This is a genomic window from Burkholderia sp. F1, assembly GCF_050813845.1.
Taxonomy (GTDB): Bacteria; Pseudomonadota; Gammaproteobacteria; order Burkholderiales; family Burkholderiaceae; genus Burkholderia; species Burkholderia ubonensis.
Map to the genome: position 1 here is coordinate 1,350,151 of NZ_CP172421.1, position 18,592 is coordinate 1,368,742.

Genomic DNA, 18,592 nt, shown 5'->3' on the forward strand with positions numbered 1-18,592 from the left:
CGCCGTCAGCGCATGATCGTGCCCGCGCTGTCGAGCACGAAGTCGACGCAGAACACGACGAGCCGATCGTGCACGCGGGTCGCGACGGCGGCCGTATAGCAATCGCGGCCTTCCGTCAGCGAGAAGTGCGGCCCCATCAGCGCGACGCGGCCCGGTGCGGCGATCGCGCGCTGGAAGTACGGGCGCCGCGACCAGTTGCTGTGCGTTTCCGGGAAGAGCGGCGCAAGGCGTGTGGTGACCGGATTGCGCTCGTCGGGCTGCGCGCTGACCGACGGCAGGAACTGTTCGCCGATCTCGTTCGTGACGAACACGCGGCGCGCCGACGGCATCACGAGCACGCGCTGTGCGGCGGTGCGCAGGTCGTCGCTCGCCGCGAACGCGGCCGCGCCGGCGAGCACGAGCCGCTCGATCGCATCGAAGCCCGGCTGCGGGGCGCTCGGCTGCGCGTGGCGGCGGGCGATGAAGCGCTTCCACGCGGCATCGAGCAACGCGGGCGCCGCCGCGCTCGCGCGGGCGATCGACGGGTCGGGCTGGCCGAACTGGAAGCCCTGCACGAAATCGATATCCGCTTCCATCAGCGCCTGCAGCGCGTCGTCGCTCTCGACGCCTTCCGCGAGAACCATCGCACCGGCCTGGTGCAGCATCGACACGAGGTGATGCATGATGCGGCGGTCCTCGGCGGACCAGGTCGCGCGCTCGACGAGCGAGCGGTCGAGCTTGACGATGTCGGGCTTCGCGCGCCACACCCGGTCGAAATTCGAGAAGCCGGTGCCGAAATCGTCGATCGCGATCAGGAAGTCGCGGTGCTGGATCATGTCGATCGTGCGGGCGAGCGCGGCTTCGTCGCGCGACGGCTGCTCGACGACCTCGAGCACGACGCGGTTCGGCGGCAACGCGAAATGCGTGCACAGCAACTCGACGAACTCGCGCTGCACGAGGCCCGAATCGAGTACGCGCGGCGTCACGTTCAGGAACAGCCAGCCGTCGCCGATGCCTTGCGCGACGAAATTGGCGGTGTGCAGGCAGCGGGCGAGCCGGTCGAGCAGCAGCGCGTCGGCATCGTCGCGCGCCTTGTCGAACAGGGCGCCGGGCGACAGCGTCTCGCCGTTCGCATCGGCGCCGCGCAGCAGCGCCTCATAGCCGACGACGCGCTTGTGCGTGATCGACAGCACCGGCTGGAACGCGCTGCGCAGCGTCACGCCGCGATAGTCGGTCACCCAGCCGCTGGGCGTCGGCGTAAGGCGCTCGAGCACGGATTCGAGTGAAAGGGCATGGGTCTGCGGCATGTCAGCGGCGCCCGGGGACGAATGGCAACGCAGTGTCGCGGCGCGCCGCCGAAGCGGCCGCGCGCGCAGGCAGGCGCGGTAGAGCGAGGTCCATCTTGGCCGCCTCCTGCGGATAGGTGTTCTGAGTGTAGCGGGATACGCCCGGTCGGCGTATCAGGGTAACTCCACACGCTCGCCGCGTACAGCCCGGTCCGGTGGGGAGGCGCGCGGAGGCATCGACGTGGATCAACGAAAGCGCGTGATGCGGGAGATGCGGCGCAAACGCCCCAAAAAAAAGCGCGCCCATGCGGGCGCGTCCGGTTCGCGTCCGGGCGGGCATCGCGCCAGGCCGACGCCCGCGCGCTCGTCAGGTCGCCGGTCGCATGCCCGGCAGCCGCTTGATCACGCCGGTCGCGAGCGCCGTGCCGGCGAGCACGATCGCGCAGCCCTCGAGCATCACGGCCGACACGTGTTCGCCGAGGAACAGCGCGCCCCACAACAGGCCGAACACCGGGATCACGAACGTCACGGTGATCGCGCGGGCCGGCCCGACGTGCGCGATCAGGTAGAAGAAGATGAAATACGCGATGCCCGTGCACGCGATGCCGAGGCCGAGGACGGCGCCCCACGCGTGCGCGCCGACCGGCGCGGCCGGCCAGGTCGCGATCGCGAACGGCAGCAGCAGCACCGTCGAGCCGATCATGCTGCCGGTCGCGTTGACGAGCGGGTCGACGCCGCTCAGCTTGCGCTTCGTGTAGTTGGCCGCGATGCCGTACAGCAGCGTCGCGCCGAGCGCCGCGGCCGCGGCGAGCGCGGTCGCGCTCGCGCCGGCGCCGCCGTGCGCGCTCGCAACCTGGTCCCAGACGAGCGTGAGCACGCCGGCGAAGCCGATCACGAGGCCGAGCGCGCGCGGCAGCGACAGCTTGTCCTTCAGCCACACGTACGCGACGAGCGCGCCCCACAGCGGCGTCGTCGCATTGATCACCGACGTCACGCCGGCCGACAGCGTGAGCTCGGCGAACGCGAACAGGCAAAACGGCGCGCCGGAGTTGAGCGCGCCGACGACGAACAGCGGCCACGCATGGCGGCGCAGTTGCGCGCCGAGCGTGGCGGGCGCAAGACGCGTCAGCGCGAGCCCGAGCAGGAACAGCGCGCCGATGCCGACACGCAGCACCATCAGCGGCGCGACGCCGAACTCGGTGACGCCGATTCGGATGAACAGGAACGACGCGCCCCACAGGGCGGCGAGCACGGTCAGCAGGCAGGCATTTTTGGGTGACATCGGTCGTGACGCGGAGGGCAGGGAGGGGGATGCGCTGCATCTTACACCGCGCATCCCGGCCGACGTTTCACGATCGGATGAAATGACAAGAAACGGTAGATCGGCGGCGGAATGCGGCCGTCAGTGGTGATGCCAGCCGCCGCGCCCGCCGAAGCCGAAATTGAGCGACACCGCCGGCCCCCACCAGCCGCCCCAGGCCGGCGCATAGGCAGGCGCCGGATAATAGTAGGCGGGCGCGGGCTCGACATACACCGGCGCGGTCTGGACGGGCGCCGCCGCGTAATAGCCGGACGGATAGTAGCCGTACGGGTAATAGCAGCCGGCGAGAGACGCGCACGCGAGCGCCGCTGCGACGAAGGTTCTGGTCATGATGTCTCCCCGGCGAGGCGGGTGAAGCGCCGATGCTTTAGCTTAGGCTGCATGTCCGTGACACGGTGTGCAAAACGGTAACGGATCATTTCGGGGACCGCTACGGGGACCGCCGCGGCCGTCGCATTGCGCAAGATGCTACGTACTCCGCATCGGACCGTCTTCCACGCGGCACCCGTCGCCGGCGCACATGCGAAAACGGCGCTTCCCGTCTGCGGATAGCGCCGTCTGTCTGGTTCGGCCTCGCGTCCCGCGAGGACGCCGCCGGATTACTTGCCGACCTGGTTGCCGATGATGCCGCCGACCGCCGCGCCGCCGAGGGTCGACAGTGCATTGCCGCCGATCGCCGCACCGGCGACGCCGCCGACGCCTGCGCCGATTGCCGTGTTGCGCTGACGGGTGGTCATCGAGTCGCACGCCGACAGGCTGGCCATCGTCGCGACCAGCAGTGCGCACACCCCAATACGCCGGATCGAGTTCATGATCGTTGTCCTTGATGTTGTGAACGGAGGACGCGCGACCGATCGGTGGCCACGCATGAACCCAATCTACGCGCTGGCCTGTCCGGCTGCTGTAAGGACTTGTTAGAGCGTTCGCGCTTTCGTAATGATTTGTTTCCCCGGGTTCCGGCACGCATGCGGCAGACGCAAAAAAGCCCGCTCGAAAGCGGGCTTTGTGCATCGTGAAGCGATCTGACGCTTATTGCCGGTGATAGATCTCGGCACCGGTCTTGACGAACTCGACGGCCTTGACCTCCATCCCTTTCTTCAGCGCTTCGGTTTCGGACACGCCTTGCTGCGCTGCAAACTCGCGCACGTCCTGCGTGATCTTCATCGAGCAGAAGTGCGGGCCGCACATCGAGCAGAAGTGCGCGACCTTCGCCGAATCCTTCGGCAGCGTTTCGTCGTGGAATTCGCGCGCCTTGTCCGGATCGAGGCCGAGGTTGAACTGGTCTTCCCAGCGGAACTCGAAGCGCGCCTTCGACAGCGCGTTGTCGCGCACCTGCGCGCCCGGGTGGCCCTTCGCGAGATCCGCGGCGTGCGCGGCGAGCTTGTACGTGATGATGCCTTCCTTCACGTCGTCCTTGTTCGGCAGGCCGAGGTGCTCCTTCGGCGTCACGTAGCACAGCATCGCGGTGCCGAACCAGCCGATCATCGCGGCGCCGATGCCCGACGTGATGTGGTCGTAGCCCGGCGCGATGTCGGTCGTCAGCGGCCCGAGCGTGTAGAACGGCGCTTCCTTGCACCAGTCGAGCTGCAGATCCATGTTTTCCTTGATCAGCTGCATCGGCACGTGGCCCGGACCTTCGATCATCACCTGCACGTCATGCTTCCACGCGATCTGCGTGAGCTCGCCGAGCGTCTTCAGCTCGCCGAGCTGCGCTTCGTCGTTCGCGTCGTAGATCGAGCCGGGGCGCAGGCCGTCGCCGAGCGAGAAGCTCACGTCGTACGCCTTCATGATTTCGCAGATCTCTTCGAAGTGCTCGTACAGGAAGCTTTCCTTGTGATGCGCGAGGCACCACTTCGCCATGATCGAGCCGCCGCGCGACACGATGCCCGTCATCCGGTTCGCGGTGAGCGGCACGTACTGCAGGCGCACGCCCGCGTGGATCGTGAAGTAGTCGACGCCTTGCTCTGCCTGCTCGATCAGCGTGTCGCGGAAGATTTCCCAGGTCAGGTCCTCGGCCTTGCCGTTGACCTTTTCCAGCGCCTGGTAGATCGGCACCGTGCCGATCGGCACCGGGCTGTTGCGGATGATCCACTCGCGCGTTTCGTGGATGTGCTTGCCGGTCGACAGGTCCATCACCGTGTCGCCGCCCCAGCGGATCGCCCACGTCATCTTGTCGACTTCCTCGCCGATCGACGACGTGACGGCCGAGTTGCCGATGTTCGCGTTGATCTTCACGAGGAAGTTGCGGCCGATGATCATCGGCTCGGATTCCGGGTGGTTGATGTTCGCGGGGATGATCGCGCGGCCGCACGCCACTTCCGAGCGCACGAATTCCGGCGTGATCTCGGTGAGCGCATTGGGGCCGAATGCCGCGGCGCCGAACGCCTGGCCCGGGTGCTGGCGGCCCATCATCGCGGCGAGCTTCGCGCCGTTCGGGCCGCTCGCCTTCAGGCTTTCGAGGTACTCGGCGCGGCGCTGGTTCTCGCGGATCGCGATGTATTCCATTTCCGGCGTGATGATGCCCCGGCGCGCATAGTGCATCTGCGTGACGTTCTTGCCGACTTGCGCGCGGCGCGGATGGCGATGCAGGCCCGGGAAGCGCAGGTCGGCCGTGGCCGGGTCGGCCGCGCGTTCGCGGCCGTAGTCGCTCGTGAGGCCCGACAGCGTCTCGGTGTCGCCGCGCGCTTCGATCCAGCGCTGGCGCAGCGCGGGCAGGCCCGCGCGGATGTCGATCTTTGCTTCTGGATCCGTGTACGGACCCGACGTATCGTAAACGTAGATCGGCGGATTCTTTTCGCCGCCGAAGCCGGTCGGCGTGTCGGACTGCGTGATCTCGCGCATCGGCACGCGGATGTCGGGCTGCGACCCCGTCACGTAAATCTTGCGCGAATTCGGCAGCGGCGCGACGGCAGCAGCGTCGACGTGCGCGTCGGCGGACAGAAACTTCGGATTGGCGTTCATGCGATCTCCTGATGTGGGGCGCTAGCTAAGCAGGAGACGAGATTCGTGAGGCGGCGGGTTTCGTCAGAAGGATGGCGGCGAAGCCCGTACGCTTCCCTGCGCTGGCATTATCCAGATCAGGTTCAAAGGGTATTTCTCACCCGCAATTGCCGGTTTCTTGACCGAGCGCATTGCAGGACCCCCGCGTTAGCAAGCGCACACGATACACCGGCTTCGCGGCGGTTTCAACCGGGGACAGATCCGTGCCGGATAGACGGCCGCAGCATCGTGCGGCGCGTACCGGCGGCACGGCGCGCGCCGCGCACGGGGCGACGGCCGCGCGGACACGACGGCGCAGCGCAGCATCGCGCGGCTGCGCGCGTCGCGAAAAAAAAAATTTCGCGACGGCCTGTCATATGGCGCCGCGTCGTCCGTCTATTCGGCTCCTTAAACCCATGTACTGGAGTGATGTCATGAAAAAAGCACTGATGGCAGCCTGCGTCGCCGGCCTCGCGTTCGCGGTGACGGGCGCTTATGCGCAGAACGATGCGATGTCGAAGGATCAGGCGCCGATGTCGAAGGACGCGATGGGCCACGAAGCGATGTCGAAGGACGAAGGGATGCAAAAGGACGGCATGAAGAAGCACGCGATGAAGAAAGACGCGATGAAGAAGGGCGGCATGTCGCACAACGAGATGGGCAAGCAGAAGCAGGACGACAAGATGAGCCCGTCCAACTGACGGGATGGTTCGCGCGCGGCTTGTGCCGCCCGCCCGGTCATGCGTTCGCGACAGCGGACGCCGCCCGGTCGGCGCGGCAGCCGCGCCACTGGAGGAGTCGTCATCATGCAAACCGTTCGCGCCACCGGGCCCGCGGCCGCGACGCCGCCCGCGCGCTCGATCCACCCGCGGTGGGTGCGCGTGAGCCACTGGCTCAACGCGCTCGCTGCGATCGTGATGGTGCTGTCCGGCTGGCGCATCTACGATGCGTCGCCGATCTATCCGCCGTTCGTGTTCCCGCACGGCATCACGCTGGGCGGCTGGCTCGGCGGTGCGTTGCAATGGCATTTCGCGGCGATGTGGCTGCTCGCGGGCAACGGGGTTTTCTACCTGACGATGGCGATCGCGACCGGACGCATCGCGCGCAAGTTCTGGCCGGTCACGCCGGCCGACGTGTGGCGCGACTTGCGCGCCGCGCTGCACGGCAAGCTGTCGCACGACGACCTGAGCGTCTACAACGCGGTGCAGCGCGCGGCCTATCTGACCGCGATCATCGATCTCGTGGTGCTGGTGCTGTCCGGTCTCGTGATCTGGAAATCGGTGCAGTTTCCGCTGCTGCGCACGCTGCTCGGCGGCTACGACAACGCGCGCGTCGTGCATTTCTGGGCGATGTCGGTGCTGGTCGCGTTCGTCGTCGTGCACGTCGCGATGGCGCTGCTGGTGCCGCGTTCGCTGCTCGCGATGCTGCGCGGCCGCTGAGCGACCCGCGCGTCCAAGGAGATCATCATGTCCGAACCCGAAGACACGCGCGCGCGTGCGCGCTGGACGCTCGACCGGCAGTCGCTCGCGCTCGACGTGCGGCGTGAGCTCGCGATGCCGTCGCGGCGCCTGTTCAATCGCCGCATCCTGACGCTCGGCGGCCTCGCGATGCTGTCCGGCTGCACGCTGCAGGACGATGCGTCGGTCAACACGTTTCTCGAGAAGGTGTCGCGGATGAACGACCGCGTGCAGGCATGGCTGTTCAGCCCGGACCGGCTCGCGCCGACCTATACCGAAGCGGACCTGACGCGGCCGTTCCCGTTCAACGCGTACTACGGGATCGACGAGGTGCCGCACGTCGATGCGGCGACATACCGGCTCGCGCTGTCCGGCCGCGTGAGCGGCAAGCGCGTGTGGACGCTCGACGAACTCTATGCGCTGCCGCATGCGGAGCAGATCACGCGGCACATCTGCGTCGAAGGATGGAGCGCGATCGGGCGCTGGGGCGGCACGCCGTTCGGCGCGTTCCTCGCGCGCGTCGGCGCGGATACGAGCGCGAAGTACGTCGGCTTCAAATGCGCGGACGATTACTACGAGAGCATCGACATGCCGACCGCGCTGCATCCGCAGACGCTGCTGACGTTCGAGTACGACGGACGTCGCCTGCCGCCCGAATTCGGCTTTCCGATGAAGCTGCGGATGCCGACCAAGCTCGGCTACAAGAACCCGAAGCACATCATGGAAATCTTCGTGACCAACACGTATCCGGGCGGGTACTGGGTCGACCAGGGGTACAACTGGTTCGGCGGGTCGTAAGCGCCGCGCGCCGGCCGGCGCACGGCGCGCGGGGCGCGACGTGCGCGGGTCAGAAGGTTTCCCAGTCGTCCGCGCCGCCTGCCGAGGCGAGCGCCGGTGCGGCTGACGCAGCCATGGGTGCGGGCGCCGGGCGGGTGACGACGCGCGGCGCGACCGGACGCGGAGCCGGTGCGCGCGGTGCGGGAGCGGGCGTCTTGATTGCCGCGGCCGGCGCGGCCACGCCGCGGTCGGCGAGCTTGAACACCGCGACCGCGCGCTTCTGCTGCCCGGCCTGCTGTTCGAGCGATTGCGCGGCGGCGGACGCCTGTTCAACGAGCGCCGCGTTCTGCTGCGTGACTTCGTCCATCTGGCTGACCGCGATGTTGACCTGCTCGATCCCGCGGCTCTGCTCGTCGGACGCGGCCGAGATCTCCGCGTTGATGTCGGCGACGCGGCGGATCGCCTGCTGCACGTTGCCCATCGTGCGGCCGACCGCTTCCGCCTGCGCCGAGCCGTCGCGGACCGTCTCGACCGAGTGCTGGATCAGCTCCTTGATTTCCTTCGCGGCGCTCGACGCGCGCTGCGCGAGGCTGCGCACCTCGCCCGCGACGACCGCGAAGCCGCGGCCCTGTTCGCCGGCGCGCGCGGCCTCGACCGCGGCGTTCAGCGCGAGGATGTTGGTCTGGAATGCGATGCTTTCGATCAGCCCCGTGATGTCGGCGATTTTCGACGAGCTCGCGCTGATCTCGGTCATCGTCACGAGCATCCGCTGCACGACCTCGCTGCCGTTGTCGGCGACCTCCGACGCATTGGTCGCGAGCGTCGTCGCCTGGCGCGCGTTTTCCGAGTTCTGCTTGACCGTCGCGGTCAGCTCTTCCATGCTCGCGGCGGTTTCCTCGAGCGACGCGGCCTGTTCCTCGGTGCGCGACGACAGGTCCATGTTGCCGGCCGCGATCTCGCCCGACGCGACCGAGATCGATTCGCTCGACGCCTTGATCCCGCGCACGATGTCAGCGAGATGCGTGTCCATCTGGCGCAGCGCGACCAGCAGGCGGCCGAACTCGTCGTTCGAGCGGATCTCGATCGCGTTCTCGAGATGGCCTTCGGCGATGCGCTGCGCGGTGTTCATCGCGGCGCCGAGCGGCTGCGTGATCGCGCGCTGCAGATACAGCCAGGCGCCGATCGCGGCAGCCACGCCGATCGCGAGGGTGCCGAGCGACGCCCACATCAGCGTATGGGACGTGTCGTTGCCCTGGTCGGCCGCGTCCTTGACCTGCTTCGCGTTGATCGTGATGTCCTCGTCGATGCTGTCGGCGAGCGCGGTGCCGAGCGGGCGGAGCTTGTCGACCGCCGCCGCCGTCGCGTCGGCGTTGCCCGATTCGGCCGCGCCGAGCGCGGTCGACGCGAGCGCGCGGAAATCGCCGAGCTGGCCGGCGATGCGGTCCGCGAGCCTGCGCTCGTCGGCGGCCGTCACCTTCGCCGGGTAGTAGTCGTTCCACGCGGCCAGCACCTTCTTCTCGCGCTCGCGCATGCGCTCGGCGATGGTCTTCACCTCGGCCGCGTCATGCGTCGCGACCAGCCGCTCCAGGTTCAGGCGCATCTGCAGCGCACCCGCCTGGGTGCTCGCCAGGTCCTCGATCGGCACCGTGCTGTCCGTGTACATCGAACTCATGTCGGAACTCAGCGTCGCGAGCCCCCGTATTCCTTCCAGCCCGATCGCGATCATCACGATCACGCAAGCGCCGAATGCAATCGCGATCTTGAGCTTGATGGTGCCTGTCAGCTTGTTCATACCCGCTACCCATGTGAGAGAAAACCCGTCAAGTCCCATGCCCGCATCGGTGTATTCTTCAGACTATTAAGCTGAAATCCCATCACGCAGGCAGGGTTGATGGCCGGGTATACGGCAGCGCGAATCGGTACATTAGGAAAAATGAACCAACGGGATCAAATAATCGATGTCGCGAGAAAACGTCAGTCAACCGCCTTTCAGACAGCACCCAAACGGCTTTCGAATCCTTGGTGCCATAATGCCGAACGTGCGCGGCCGCAGCGGTGCGCACGTTTTTTTGTCCCTCTGTCGCCGGCTCGTCCGGTCCACTTCGTCGCCGTTCGCACTGTCATGTCGTTCCGCACGTTTTCGTCCGCCGTCCCGGTATCGCCCGGGCCGTTTGCCGGTTGTCCCGGCGTCTTTCAACGGAGCACGCGGCACGGCGTGCGGGCAGGCTGAACGATGACGCCGCTCGACCGCCTCCTCGATTTCTTCGCCCGCCACCCGATCCGCCTGCCGCAAAGCCGCGGCGGACGCGTCGCGCTCGCGCTCGTGTTCATCTACTTCGTGTGGGGCTCGACCTACAGCGGCCTGCACTTCGCGCTGCAGTCGTTCCCGCCGTTGCTGCTGTCGGGGCTGCGCAACCTGCTCGGCGGCATCGGCCTGTTCATCTTCGCGCTGCGGCGCAAGCCGGAATGGCCGACGCTCGTCGAGATCCGCAACACCGCGATCGTCGGCACGATGCTCGTCGCGCTGTCGTCCGGCACGATCGCGCTCGGGATGCAGACCGTCAGCAGCGGCTCGGCCGCGGTGATGGTCGCCACGGTGCCGCTGTTCGCGACCGTGATCGCGGCCGTCGCGGGGCGGCCCGTGACGAAGGGCGAATGGGTGGCCGTCGCGCTCGGGATGGTCGGCATCGTCGTGCTGAATTCGGGCGGCGCGGCGGCCACGAATTCGGCGCTCGGCACGATCTGCGTGCTGGCCGGCGCGCTGTTCTGGGCGGGCGGCGCGCATCTGTCGACGCGGCTCAAGCTGCCGTCCGACCTGTTCCTGTCCACGTCGCTGCAGATCGGCCTCGGCGGCCTGATGTCGACGCTCGCCGCGTGGCTGCTCGGCGAGCGCATCGAGCACCTCGCGGTGGGGCCGGCGTTCGCGTTCCTGTACCTGATGGTGTTCTGCACGATGGCCGCGTACGTCGCATACGGCTACCTGATTCGTCACACGAGCCCGATCATCGCGAGCAGCTGCATGTACGTGAACCCGATCGTCGCGGTCGCGATCGGTGCGCTGATGCTCGGCGAGCCCGTGACGATCGCGACCGTGATCGCGACGGTCGCGATCCTCGGCAGCGTCGGGCTGTCGTTCGTGTTCGACCCGGCGCGGCGGCGCGTGTCGCAAACGGCTTCGGCGAGCGTCTCGACGCCCGTGACCGCATCCGCGCCGGCGCCCGCCGCGGCGCCTGCAACGACCCAGGCACCGACGCCGACGTCCGCACCCGAGCCGACGCCGGTGACGACCTATGCGTCAGCGCCCGCGTCGACCGCCAAGCCGGTACCCGGCGCGCCGGCATTCGACGCCTGACGGCGGCGCGCGGCGCTGCCGGCGTTCAGCCGCCGCGCTTGCCGCCCCGGTAGTGGCACGCGAGCGCGAGCACGGCGAACACCAGCCCCGTCGCGCACATGCCGGTCCAGCCGAACGCGCGCCACGCGGCGACGCCGGCCGACGAGCCGAGCGCGCCGCCGATGAAATAGCACACCATGTACACCGTGTTGACGCGGCTGCGCGCGTCGGGCTTCAGCGCATAGATGCGCGACTGGTTCGAGATCTGCGCGGCCTGCACGCCGACGTCGAGCACGATCACGCCGATCACGAGCCCGACGATGCTCGCGCCGGACAGCGCGAAGATCACGAACGACAGCGCGACCAGCGCAATCGCGAGCGAGATGATCGCGCGTGGCCCGCGCTTGTCGGCGACGCGGCCCGCATAGGGCGCGGCGAGCGCGCCCGCCGCGCCGACAATGCCGAACAGGCCCGCCGCCTGCGGCCCGAGATGGAACGGCGGGCCGGCGAGCAGCAGCGTGAGCACCGGCCAGAACGCGCTGAACGCCGCGAAGATCGCGGCGCCCGTCAGCGACGCTTCGCGCAGCCCGCGCAATTCGGCCGCGAGATGCCACATCGAGCCGAGCAGCTTGCCGTACGGCAGCGTCGACGTCGGCGAGCTCTTCGGCAGGCGCAGCACGATCACCGCGGCGAGCGCGACGAGCGCCGCGACCGACGCGCCGAACACCGCGCGCCAGCCGAAGTATTCGGCGACGAAGCCGGCGGCCGTGCGCGCGAGCAGGATTCCGAGCAACAGGCCGCTCATCACCACGCCGACCGCCTGCCCGCGCGCGGCGGGCGGCGCAATTTCCGCAGCGAACGGCACCGCCTGCTGCGCGATGGTCGCGAGCACGCCGATCGCGAGGCTCGCCGCGGCGAGCACCGTGAGCGATGGCGCGGTGGCCGCCGCGATCAGCGCGACCGACAGGCCGGCGATCTGCAGCAGGATCAGCAGGCGGCGGTCGAAGCGGTCGCCGAGCGGCGCGAGCAGGAACATTCCGGCCGCGTAGCCGAGCTGCGTGGCGGTCGGCACCGCGCCGATCCACGACGCGTGGTCCGGAAACGCCGCGCGGAAGCTGTCGAGCAGCGGCTGGTTGTAGTAGATGTTCGCGACCGATACGCCGGCAATCGTCGCGAGCAGCAACAGCAGGCTGCGCGAATAGTGGGGCGAGGCGGCGTCGGTCGGACGGTCGGGGGCGACGGAAGACATGGCGATTCGGGGCGCTCGGGTATGACGTGACCCGCGCGGGCGCGGCGGCTGGCGCCCGCGCGCGCCGGGCATCGGTCGGGGGAGCCGATGATACCGGAGCCGTGCGAAACGTGCCGGTCGAGGCCTCGCCCGGCCGAGCGCGCAGGCCCGGCGGAGCAGGTGGGGTGCGGGCAGCGGTCAGGGTTGCCGCGGCACCGGAAAGGCTGCCGCGGCCGCGATCAATCGACGAGCTCGCCCGTCGGCTCGTAGAACGGATACGGGCCGTCGCCTTCGTCGACGTACACGTGATGCGTGATCACGCCGGCATCCGGCGTATGGCGATGCACGGCGAACGCGGGCGGCTCGAGCCGGAACGCCGACGGCGCGTTGTCGCGCAGGTCGAACGCGACCTGGTGCGCGGGCGCCGGCACGGCCGACGCGATCGTGCCGCCGAAGCGCGCGAACATCGTCCGGTGCACGTGGCCGCACAGCACGCGCTCGACGTTCGGATGGCCGCGCAGCAGCGCGTCGAGCTTCGCGGCGGCGGCGGGCGCGAGCCGCAGCGCATCCATGTGGCCGATTCCCGACGCGAACGGCGGATGATGCAGCGCGACGATCACGGGCCGATCGCGCGCGGCGTCGAGTTGGCCGGCGAGCCACGCGAGGCGCGCGTCGCACAGGTCGCCGGCGCTCGTGCCGGGCACCTGCGAATCGAGCGCGAGCACGCGCACCGCGCCGACGTCGAGCGCGTACTGCACGAACTCGCCGTCCTGCCATTCGCGGCGATCGGCGAACGCGCGGCGCAATGCCGCGCGGTCGTCGTGGTTGCCGACCATCAGGTAGTACGGGATCTCGAGCGGTGCGAGCAGGGCGCGCAGTTGCGCGTATTCGTCGTCGTGGCCGAAATCGACCAGGTCGCCGGTGACGAGCACCGCGTCGGGGCGCGGCTCGAGCGCGTTCAGGCGCGCGATGCAGCGCGCGAGCGCGGCGGCCGTGTCGACGCGCCGGTACGCGAGCTGACCGGGCCGCTTGATGTGGAGATCGCTGATTTGGGCAAGCAACATCGTCGTTCCTCGGATCGATTTTTTGTCGTAAGTGGGGTGCGTCACGCGCCGAGCGCGATCAGCCCGTCGGCCGCGATCGCGATGCCGACGGCCGTGCCGCGCGCGAGCTCGATGCGGCCCGGCACGTCGATCACGAGCGCGTCGGGCGCCGCGTGCTCGATCGTGAGCCGGGTGCGCTCGCCGAGGAACGCGCAGCCGCTGATCGCGCCGCGCAGAGGCGCATGCGCGGGATCGGCGAGTTGCGCGTCCTCCGGCCGGAAGAACCATTCGTCGGCGGCGTGCGGCGTGACGAGCGCGCCGCCCGTCGTCACGAGCGCACCGTCTCGCCATTCTCCCGCAATACGGTTCAGCGTGCCGATGAACTGCGCGACCGCGCGGTTCGCGGGCCGGTAGTAGATGTCGCGCGGCGTGCCGATCTGCTCGATGCGGCCCGCGCTCATCACGACGATGCGGTCGCCGAGCTCCATCGCCTCGGCCTGGTCGTGCGTCACGTAGACGGTCGTCACGCCCAGCTCGCGCAGCAGCGCGTTCATCTCGCGGCGCAGCGCGTCGCGCAGCTTCGCGTCGAGCGCGGTCAGCGGCTCGTCGAGCAGCAGCACGCGCGGTCGCACCGCCAGCGCGCGCGCCAGCGCGACCCGCTGGCGCTGGCCGCCGGACAGCTGGTCGATCGGTTTCTCCGCGTGCGCGTCGAGCCGCATCATCGCGAGCAGGTCGTCGACGCGCTCGCGCAGCGCGCGCGGCTCGGTGTTGCGGATCCTGAGTCCGTAGCCGACGTTGCCGCGCACCGTCAGGTTCGGAAACAGCGCGTAGTTCTGGAACACCATGCCGACCTGGCGACGCTCGATCGGAAGCCGGGTGACGTCGTCGCCGCCGAACAGGATCGCGCCGCCGGCGTCCGGCGTGTCGAGGCCGGCGATCAGGCGCAGCGTCGTGGTCTTGCCGCAGCCGGAGGGCCCGAGCAGCACGAGCGTCTCGCCCGCGCCGATCGACAGGTCGAGCGGCTCGAGCACGCGGGTGCCGCGGAAGGTCTTCGCGCAGCGGGTCAGGGTGATCGGGATCGAATCGAGTTTCATATGCAAACAGGCCCTAACGCCGTGCGCGCTTGACCGCGCGCGTGCCGGACGGATCGACGCCGAGCCACTGCATCGCGACGAGGAGCGGCAGCGTCATCAGCAGGAACAGGATCGTGTACGCGCTGCCGACTTCGAGGCGCAGCGACGCGTAGGTGTCGGCGAGCCCGACCGGCAGCGTCTTCGTGTCGGGCGTGTGCAGCATCCACGTGAGGTTGAACTCGCCGATCGACAGCGTGAGCACCGCGAGCGCGCCCGCGACGATGCCGGGCCGCAGGTTCGGCAGCACGATCGTGACGAAGCGCGTGACGAACGACGCGCCGAGACTCGCCGCGCCTTCCTCGAGCGTGCGCAGGTCGGCGCCCGCCGCGACGGCCGCGACCGCGCGCACCATGAACGGCAGCGTGAACACGACGTGGCCGGCGACGATGAACCACAGGCTCGTCCGGAACGCGCTGAAGCCGCCGTAGACGACGAGCAGCGCGAGCGCGGACGCGAGCCCCGGCAGTGCGACCGGCAGCACCAGCGCTTCCTCGATCACGCGCGCGAAGCGGCCCTTGCTGCGCGCGAGCGCGTAGCCGGCCGGCACGCCGACGGCGAGCACGATCGCGAGCGTCGCGAACGCGACGATGAGCGACAGCGCGACCGACCCGTGATACTGCTGCCACACCTGTTCGAGCCAGCGCAGCGTGAGGCCGCTCGACAGGCCGCGGAAGTAGTTGACGGTCAGCCCCGCGAGCACCGACATCACGACGGGGACGATCAGGAACGCGCACAGCAGCAGCGTGACGAGCCATTGCAGCGCGGCGATCGCGCGTGCGCCGGTCACGCGCGGCGCGCGCCGCGCGGCGCCGTTCGCGCGGGCAGGGGCGGGCGACGGCGCGGAGGAATCGGAAATCGAATGCATCGAATGGACCTCAGGCGGCCGCGGCCGCGGTGTGGCCGGTGAACTGGCGCGCGAGCGCGAGCACGGCCCACGTGACGACGCCGAGCACGATCGACAGGCCGGCGGCCGTCGCGATGTTCGCGTTCAGCGTGAACTCGGTATAGATCGTCATCGGCAGCACGTTCAGGTCGGTCGCGAGCGTGAACGCGGTGCCGAATGCGCCCATCGCGGTCGCGAAGCAGATCGCGCCGGCCGCGATCAGGCCTGGCGCGAGCGCCGGCAGCACGATGTCGCACAGGATCCGCCACGGCGACGCGCCGAGCGAGCGCGCCGCTTCCTCGAGCGACGGATCGAGCTTCGCCGCCGCCGCGATCACGGTGACGATCACGCGCGGAATCGAGAAGTACAGGTAGCCCGCGAACAGGCCCGCGACCGAATACGCGAACACCCACTTGTCGCCGGTGAGCTTCGCGGACAGCATGCCGATCAGCCCTTGCCGGCCCGCGAGCATGATCACCATGAAGCCGACGACCACGCCCGGAAACGCGAGCGGGAAGGTGAGCAGCGCGAGCAGCACGCGCTTGCCGGCGAACTCGCGGCGCGCCAGCAAGAGGCCTGCGATCGTCGACAGCACGAGCGTCGCGAGCGTGACGGCCGCCGACAGCGCGACCGTCTCGCCGAGACTCCTCAGGTAGCGCGCGTTGCCGAGCAGCGCCGCGTATTGCGTGAAGAACGCGCCGTTGGCCGACACCTGCGCGAGCGACGCCATCGGCAGCAGCCAGAACGCGGCGAACACCGCGAGCGCGGGCGCGACGAGCGCGATGCGCCAGCGCAGCGGGAAAGTCAGGTCGAGCATCGGTCGCGTTCCGCCGTCACTGCATGACCTGCAGGTATTGCTGGCCGAACGCCTGCTGGCCGGCGGCCATCTTGCCGAAGTCGACGGCCTTCGCGCGCGCATAGTCGCTCGCCGGCAGGAACTTCGACGCGACGTCGGCGCTCATCGCCTGCGCGCGCACCGGGCGCAGATACGCGTTCGCCCACAGCTTCTGGCCTTCGTCGGACAGCACGAAATCCAGCACCTTCCTGCCGTTCGCGTCATGCGGCGCGCCCTTCACGAGGCTCATCACGTACGGCACCGCGATCGTGCCTTCCTGCGGAATCACGAACTCGACGTTCGCGTGATCCTTGTACTTCGCGCGGTATGCGTCGAAGTCGTAGTCGAGCAGGATCGGAATCTCGCCCGACAGCACGCGCGCGTACGCGGTCTGCTTCGGCACGATCGGCGCGTTCGCCTTCAGCTTGCGGAACCAGTCGAGCGCCGGCTTGAAGTTGTCGAGGCTGCCGCCGAGCGCCTGGTTGACGGCGACCGCGCCCGCGTAGCCGACGAACGCGCTCGACGGATCGAGATAGCCGACCATGCCCTTGTATTCGGGCTTCAGCAGGTCCGCCCACGAGCGCGGCACCGGCTTGCCTTCGAGCGCGTCCTTGTTGACGAAGAAGCCGAGCGTGCCCGAGTGGATCGCGAACCAGTAGCCCTGCGGGTCCTTCAGGTTCGCCGGGACGTCGTTCCAGTGCGCGGGCTTGTACGGCGCGATCACGCCCTTGTCCTTCGCCTGGAACGCCGACGCCACGCCGAGATAGACGACGTCCGCGACCGGGCTCTTCTGTTCGGCGATCAGTTGCGCGATCGCCTGGCCCGAGTTCTTGTTGTCGAACGGCACGCGCACGCCGGTCTTCTGCTTGATCGCCGCGATTTGCGCGGCCCAGTCGGCCCATTCGGGCGGGCAGTTGTAGCAGATCGCGGTGTCTTCCGCGTGCGCGGCGGGGGCGCCTGCGAGGAGCGCGGCGCAGGCGAGCGGCGCGGCGAGCGCGCGCAGCAGGGACGGCAGTCGAAATGTCACGGTCTGGTCTCCGGGTGAGCGGGTGGGGAGCGGCGGGGCGCGTGTCGTGTGGTCGGTGCGATCAGGCTTCGCGCACGTGCCGATCGGCCGGCGTGACCGTCGCGCCTTCGCGGACCGCGTGCGGCAGGATCCGCGACGTGCGCTCGATGGCCGCGCCGCCGATGCTTTCGACGAGGCGCAGCCACGCATGACGGCCGATGTCGCGGTTCGGCGTCGCGACGCTCGCGAGCGGCGGCGCGAGCAGCTCGCCGATCGCGATGCCGTCGAAGCCGAGCACCGAGATGTCGTCGGGCACCGAGAAGCCGGCGCGCCTGAGGCCGCGCATCACGACCATCGCGAGCAGGTCGTTGCTGCAGAAGAGGGCCGTCGGACGCGTCGCGCGCGCGGTCAGGTGCGCGAGCACCGCGTCGGGCAGCTCGGGCGCGTTGAAGTCGACCTCGACGGGCGGCAGCGGCGCGACGCCGCTTTCCTCGAGCGCCTGCGCATAGCCGAGATGACGCTGCCGCGCGCGATCCGACGCGGCGAGCGAGCCGGCGAGCATCAGCACGCGGCGATGGCCGCGGGCCGTCAGCATGCGCACCCCGTCGTAGGCGGCGCGGCGGTTGTCGACCGACACCGACGGCCGGCGCTGCGTGTCGTTGTGCATCAGCACGTAATGCGGGCCGTCGTGGTCGAGCATGTCGAGGAGCGGATGCGTGTCGGCATCGGCGACGGTCAGGATCAGACCTTCGACGCGCTGTTCGCGCAGCGTTTCGATCGCGTGGCGCTCGCGCGCCGCGTCGTACTCGGTCGTCATCAGGATCAGCTTGAAGCCGGCCGCGGTCGCGAGTTCGTCGATTCCTTGCAGGCAGTCGGCGAACACCGGATTCGCGAGCGTCGGCAGCACGACGCCGATCAACCGCGTGCGCTCGCCGCGCAACTGGCGGCCGAGCGGGCTCGGGCGGAATTTCAGCGTGTCGATGGCCGTGCGGATCGCGGCGAGCGTCGCGGGGCTGACGGTATGCGGCGCGTTGAGCGCGCGCGACACGGTGGCGATCGAGAAGCCGGCGAGTGCGGCGACATCCTTGATGGTCGGGGTCATGAGGAAAGCGCGATGTAAACGTTTTCGGCGAGGGCATTATCGAGAACGTTTATGACCGTCCGATGACGCGCGATCGGGGGCAAATCGGCGGGCGGGCGTGCGCAATCGTGTGAAGGATGCGGCGGGGGGGCAGCGCACGTATTGTATCGGCGGATGGCGTTGAAGTCGCGGGAGCGGGCGTGTTCGACAGGGTCAAATGCGGACCGCACGCGCGAGCAGTGGTAGAATCCCG

At 69.1% G+C, this 18,592-nt stretch carries 17 protein-coding genes and 1 riboswitch; of the genes, 4 read left to right on the plus strand and 13 right to left on the minus strand.

Annotation, left to right across the window (positions count from 1 at the left end):
• Window positions 1-5: 5 nt before the first annotated feature.
• The 5 genes from ACFIMZ_RS06540 to thiC form a co-directional block, all read right to left on the minus strand.
• Window positions 6-1,286, minus strand: coding sequence for an EAL domain-containing protein (locus ACFIMZ_RS06540; RefSeq protein ID WP_431821911.1), 1,281 nt, complete (start codon window positions 1,284-1,286; stop codon window positions 6-8).
• A 346-nt stretch (window positions 1,287-1,632) separates the two neighbouring features.
• A complete protein-coding gene (locus tag ACFIMZ_RS06545; RefSeq protein WP_431821912.1) occupies window positions 1,633-2,547 on the minus strand; it encodes a DMT family transporter in 915 nt (304 codons plus the stop codon).
• A 120-nt stretch (window positions 2,548-2,667) separates the two neighbouring features.
• A complete protein-coding gene (locus tag ACFIMZ_RS06550; RefSeq protein WP_431821913.1) occupies window positions 2,668-2,916 on the minus strand; it encodes a hypothetical protein in 249 nt (82 codons plus the stop codon).
• Between the two features lie 269 nt (window positions 2,917-3,185).
• Complete coding sequence (locus ACFIMZ_RS06555; RefSeq protein ID WP_084901875.1) at window positions 3,186-3,398, minus strand: glycine zipper 2TM domain-containing protein; 213 nt, start codon at window positions 3,396-3,398, stop codon at window positions 3,186-3,188.
• 217 nt (window positions 3,399-3,615) lie between these two features.
• Window positions 3,616-5,547, minus strand: coding sequence for a phosphomethylpyrimidine synthase ThiC (gene thiC, locus ACFIMZ_RS06560; protein WP_431821914.1), 1,932 nt, complete (start codon window positions 5,545-5,547; stop codon window positions 3,616-3,618).
• 75 nt (window positions 5,548-5,622) lie between these two features.
• Window positions 5,623-5,740: riboswitch (TPP riboswitch) on the minus strand.
• Between the two features lie 259 nt (window positions 5,741-5,999).
• On the opposite strand from thiC, the gene ACFIMZ_RS06565 reads away from it, so the two are divergent.
• From ACFIMZ_RS06565 to ACFIMZ_RS06575, 3 genes are all read left to right on the plus strand, one after another.
• Window positions 6,000-6,266, plus strand: a complete 267-nt coding sequence (locus ACFIMZ_RS06565; protein WP_431821915.1) for a pentapeptide MXKDX repeat protein — start codon at window positions 6,000-6,002, stop codon at window positions 6,264-6,266.
• Between the two features lie 105 nt (window positions 6,267-6,371).
• Entirely contained in the window at window positions 6,372-7,004 is a 633-nt protein-coding gene (locus tag ACFIMZ_RS06570) for a cytochrome b/b6 domain-containing protein (protein ID WP_431821916.1), read from the plus strand.
• Window positions 7,005-7,031: 27 nt separating this feature from the next.
• Window positions 7,032-7,820: a molybdopterin-dependent oxidoreductase gene (locus ACFIMZ_RS06575; protein ID WP_431821917.1), complete on the plus strand. Its 789-nt coding sequence runs from the start codon at window positions 7,032-7,034 to the stop codon at window positions 7,818-7,820.
• A 49-nt stretch (window positions 7,821-7,869) separates the two neighbouring features.
• On the opposite strand, the gene ACFIMZ_RS06580 is transcribed toward ACFIMZ_RS06575, so the two are convergent.
• The gene (locus ACFIMZ_RS06580) at window positions 7,870-9,591 is read right to left on the minus strand and encodes a methyl-accepting chemotaxis protein (protein WP_431821918.1); all 1,722 of its coding nucleotides are present in this window, start codon (window positions 9,589-9,591) and stop codon (window positions 7,870-7,872) included.
• Between the two features lie 441 nt (window positions 9,592-10,032).
• On the opposite strand from ACFIMZ_RS06580, the gene ACFIMZ_RS06585 reads away from it, so the two are divergent.
• Window positions 10,033-11,151 carry an EamA family transporter gene (locus ACFIMZ_RS06585; protein ID WP_431821919.1) on the plus strand — a complete coding sequence of 373 codons (1,119 nt, stop codon included), beginning with the start codon at window positions 10,033-10,035 and terminating at the stop codon, window positions 11,149-11,151.
• Window positions 11,152-11,176: 25 nt separating this feature from the next.
• Here the strand turns inward: ACFIMZ_RS06585 and ACFIMZ_RS06590 are convergent, their stop codons facing one another.
• From ACFIMZ_RS06590 to ACFIMZ_RS06620, 7 genes are all read right to left on the minus strand, one after another.
• Window positions 11,177-12,379, minus strand: a complete 1,203-nt coding sequence (locus ACFIMZ_RS06590) for an MFS transporter (RefSeq protein WP_431821920.1) — start codon at window positions 12,377-12,379, stop codon at window positions 11,177-11,179.
• A 218-nt stretch (window positions 12,380-12,597) separates the two neighbouring features.
• Window positions 12,598-13,422 carry a phosphodiesterase gene (locus ACFIMZ_RS06595; RefSeq protein WP_431821921.1) on the minus strand — a complete coding sequence of 275 codons (825 nt, stop codon included), beginning with the start codon at window positions 13,420-13,422 and terminating at the stop codon, window positions 12,598-12,600.
• Between the two features lie 41 nt (window positions 13,423-13,463).
• Entirely contained in the window at window positions 13,464-14,495 is a 1,032-nt protein-coding gene (locus ACFIMZ_RS06600) for an ABC transporter ATP-binding protein (RefSeq protein WP_431821922.1), read from the minus strand.
• 13 nt (window positions 14,496-14,508) lie between these two features.
• Window positions 14,509-15,399 (minus strand): ABC transporter permease, encoded by an 891-nt coding sequence (locus ACFIMZ_RS06605; RefSeq protein ID WP_431821923.1) that lies wholly within the window; start codon window positions 15,397-15,399, stop codon window positions 14,509-14,511.
• A 10-nt stretch (window positions 15,400-15,409) separates the two neighbouring features.
• A complete protein-coding gene (locus ACFIMZ_RS06610; protein ID WP_431821924.1) occupies window positions 15,410-16,234 on the minus strand; it encodes an ABC transporter permease in 825 nt (274 codons plus the stop codon).
• A 16-nt stretch (window positions 16,235-16,250) separates the two neighbouring features.
• Window positions 16,251-17,279, minus strand: a complete 1,029-nt coding sequence (locus ACFIMZ_RS06615; RefSeq protein WP_431821925.1) for an ABC transporter substrate-binding protein — start codon at window positions 17,277-17,279, stop codon at window positions 16,251-16,253.
• Window positions 17,280-17,340: 61 nt separating this feature from the next.
• Window positions 17,341-18,360 carry a LacI family DNA-binding transcriptional regulator gene (locus ACFIMZ_RS06620; RefSeq protein WP_431821926.1) on the minus strand — a complete coding sequence of 340 codons (1,020 nt, stop codon included), beginning with the start codon at window positions 18,358-18,360 and terminating at the stop codon, window positions 17,341-17,343.
• Window positions 18,361-18,592 lie beyond the last annotated feature (232 nt).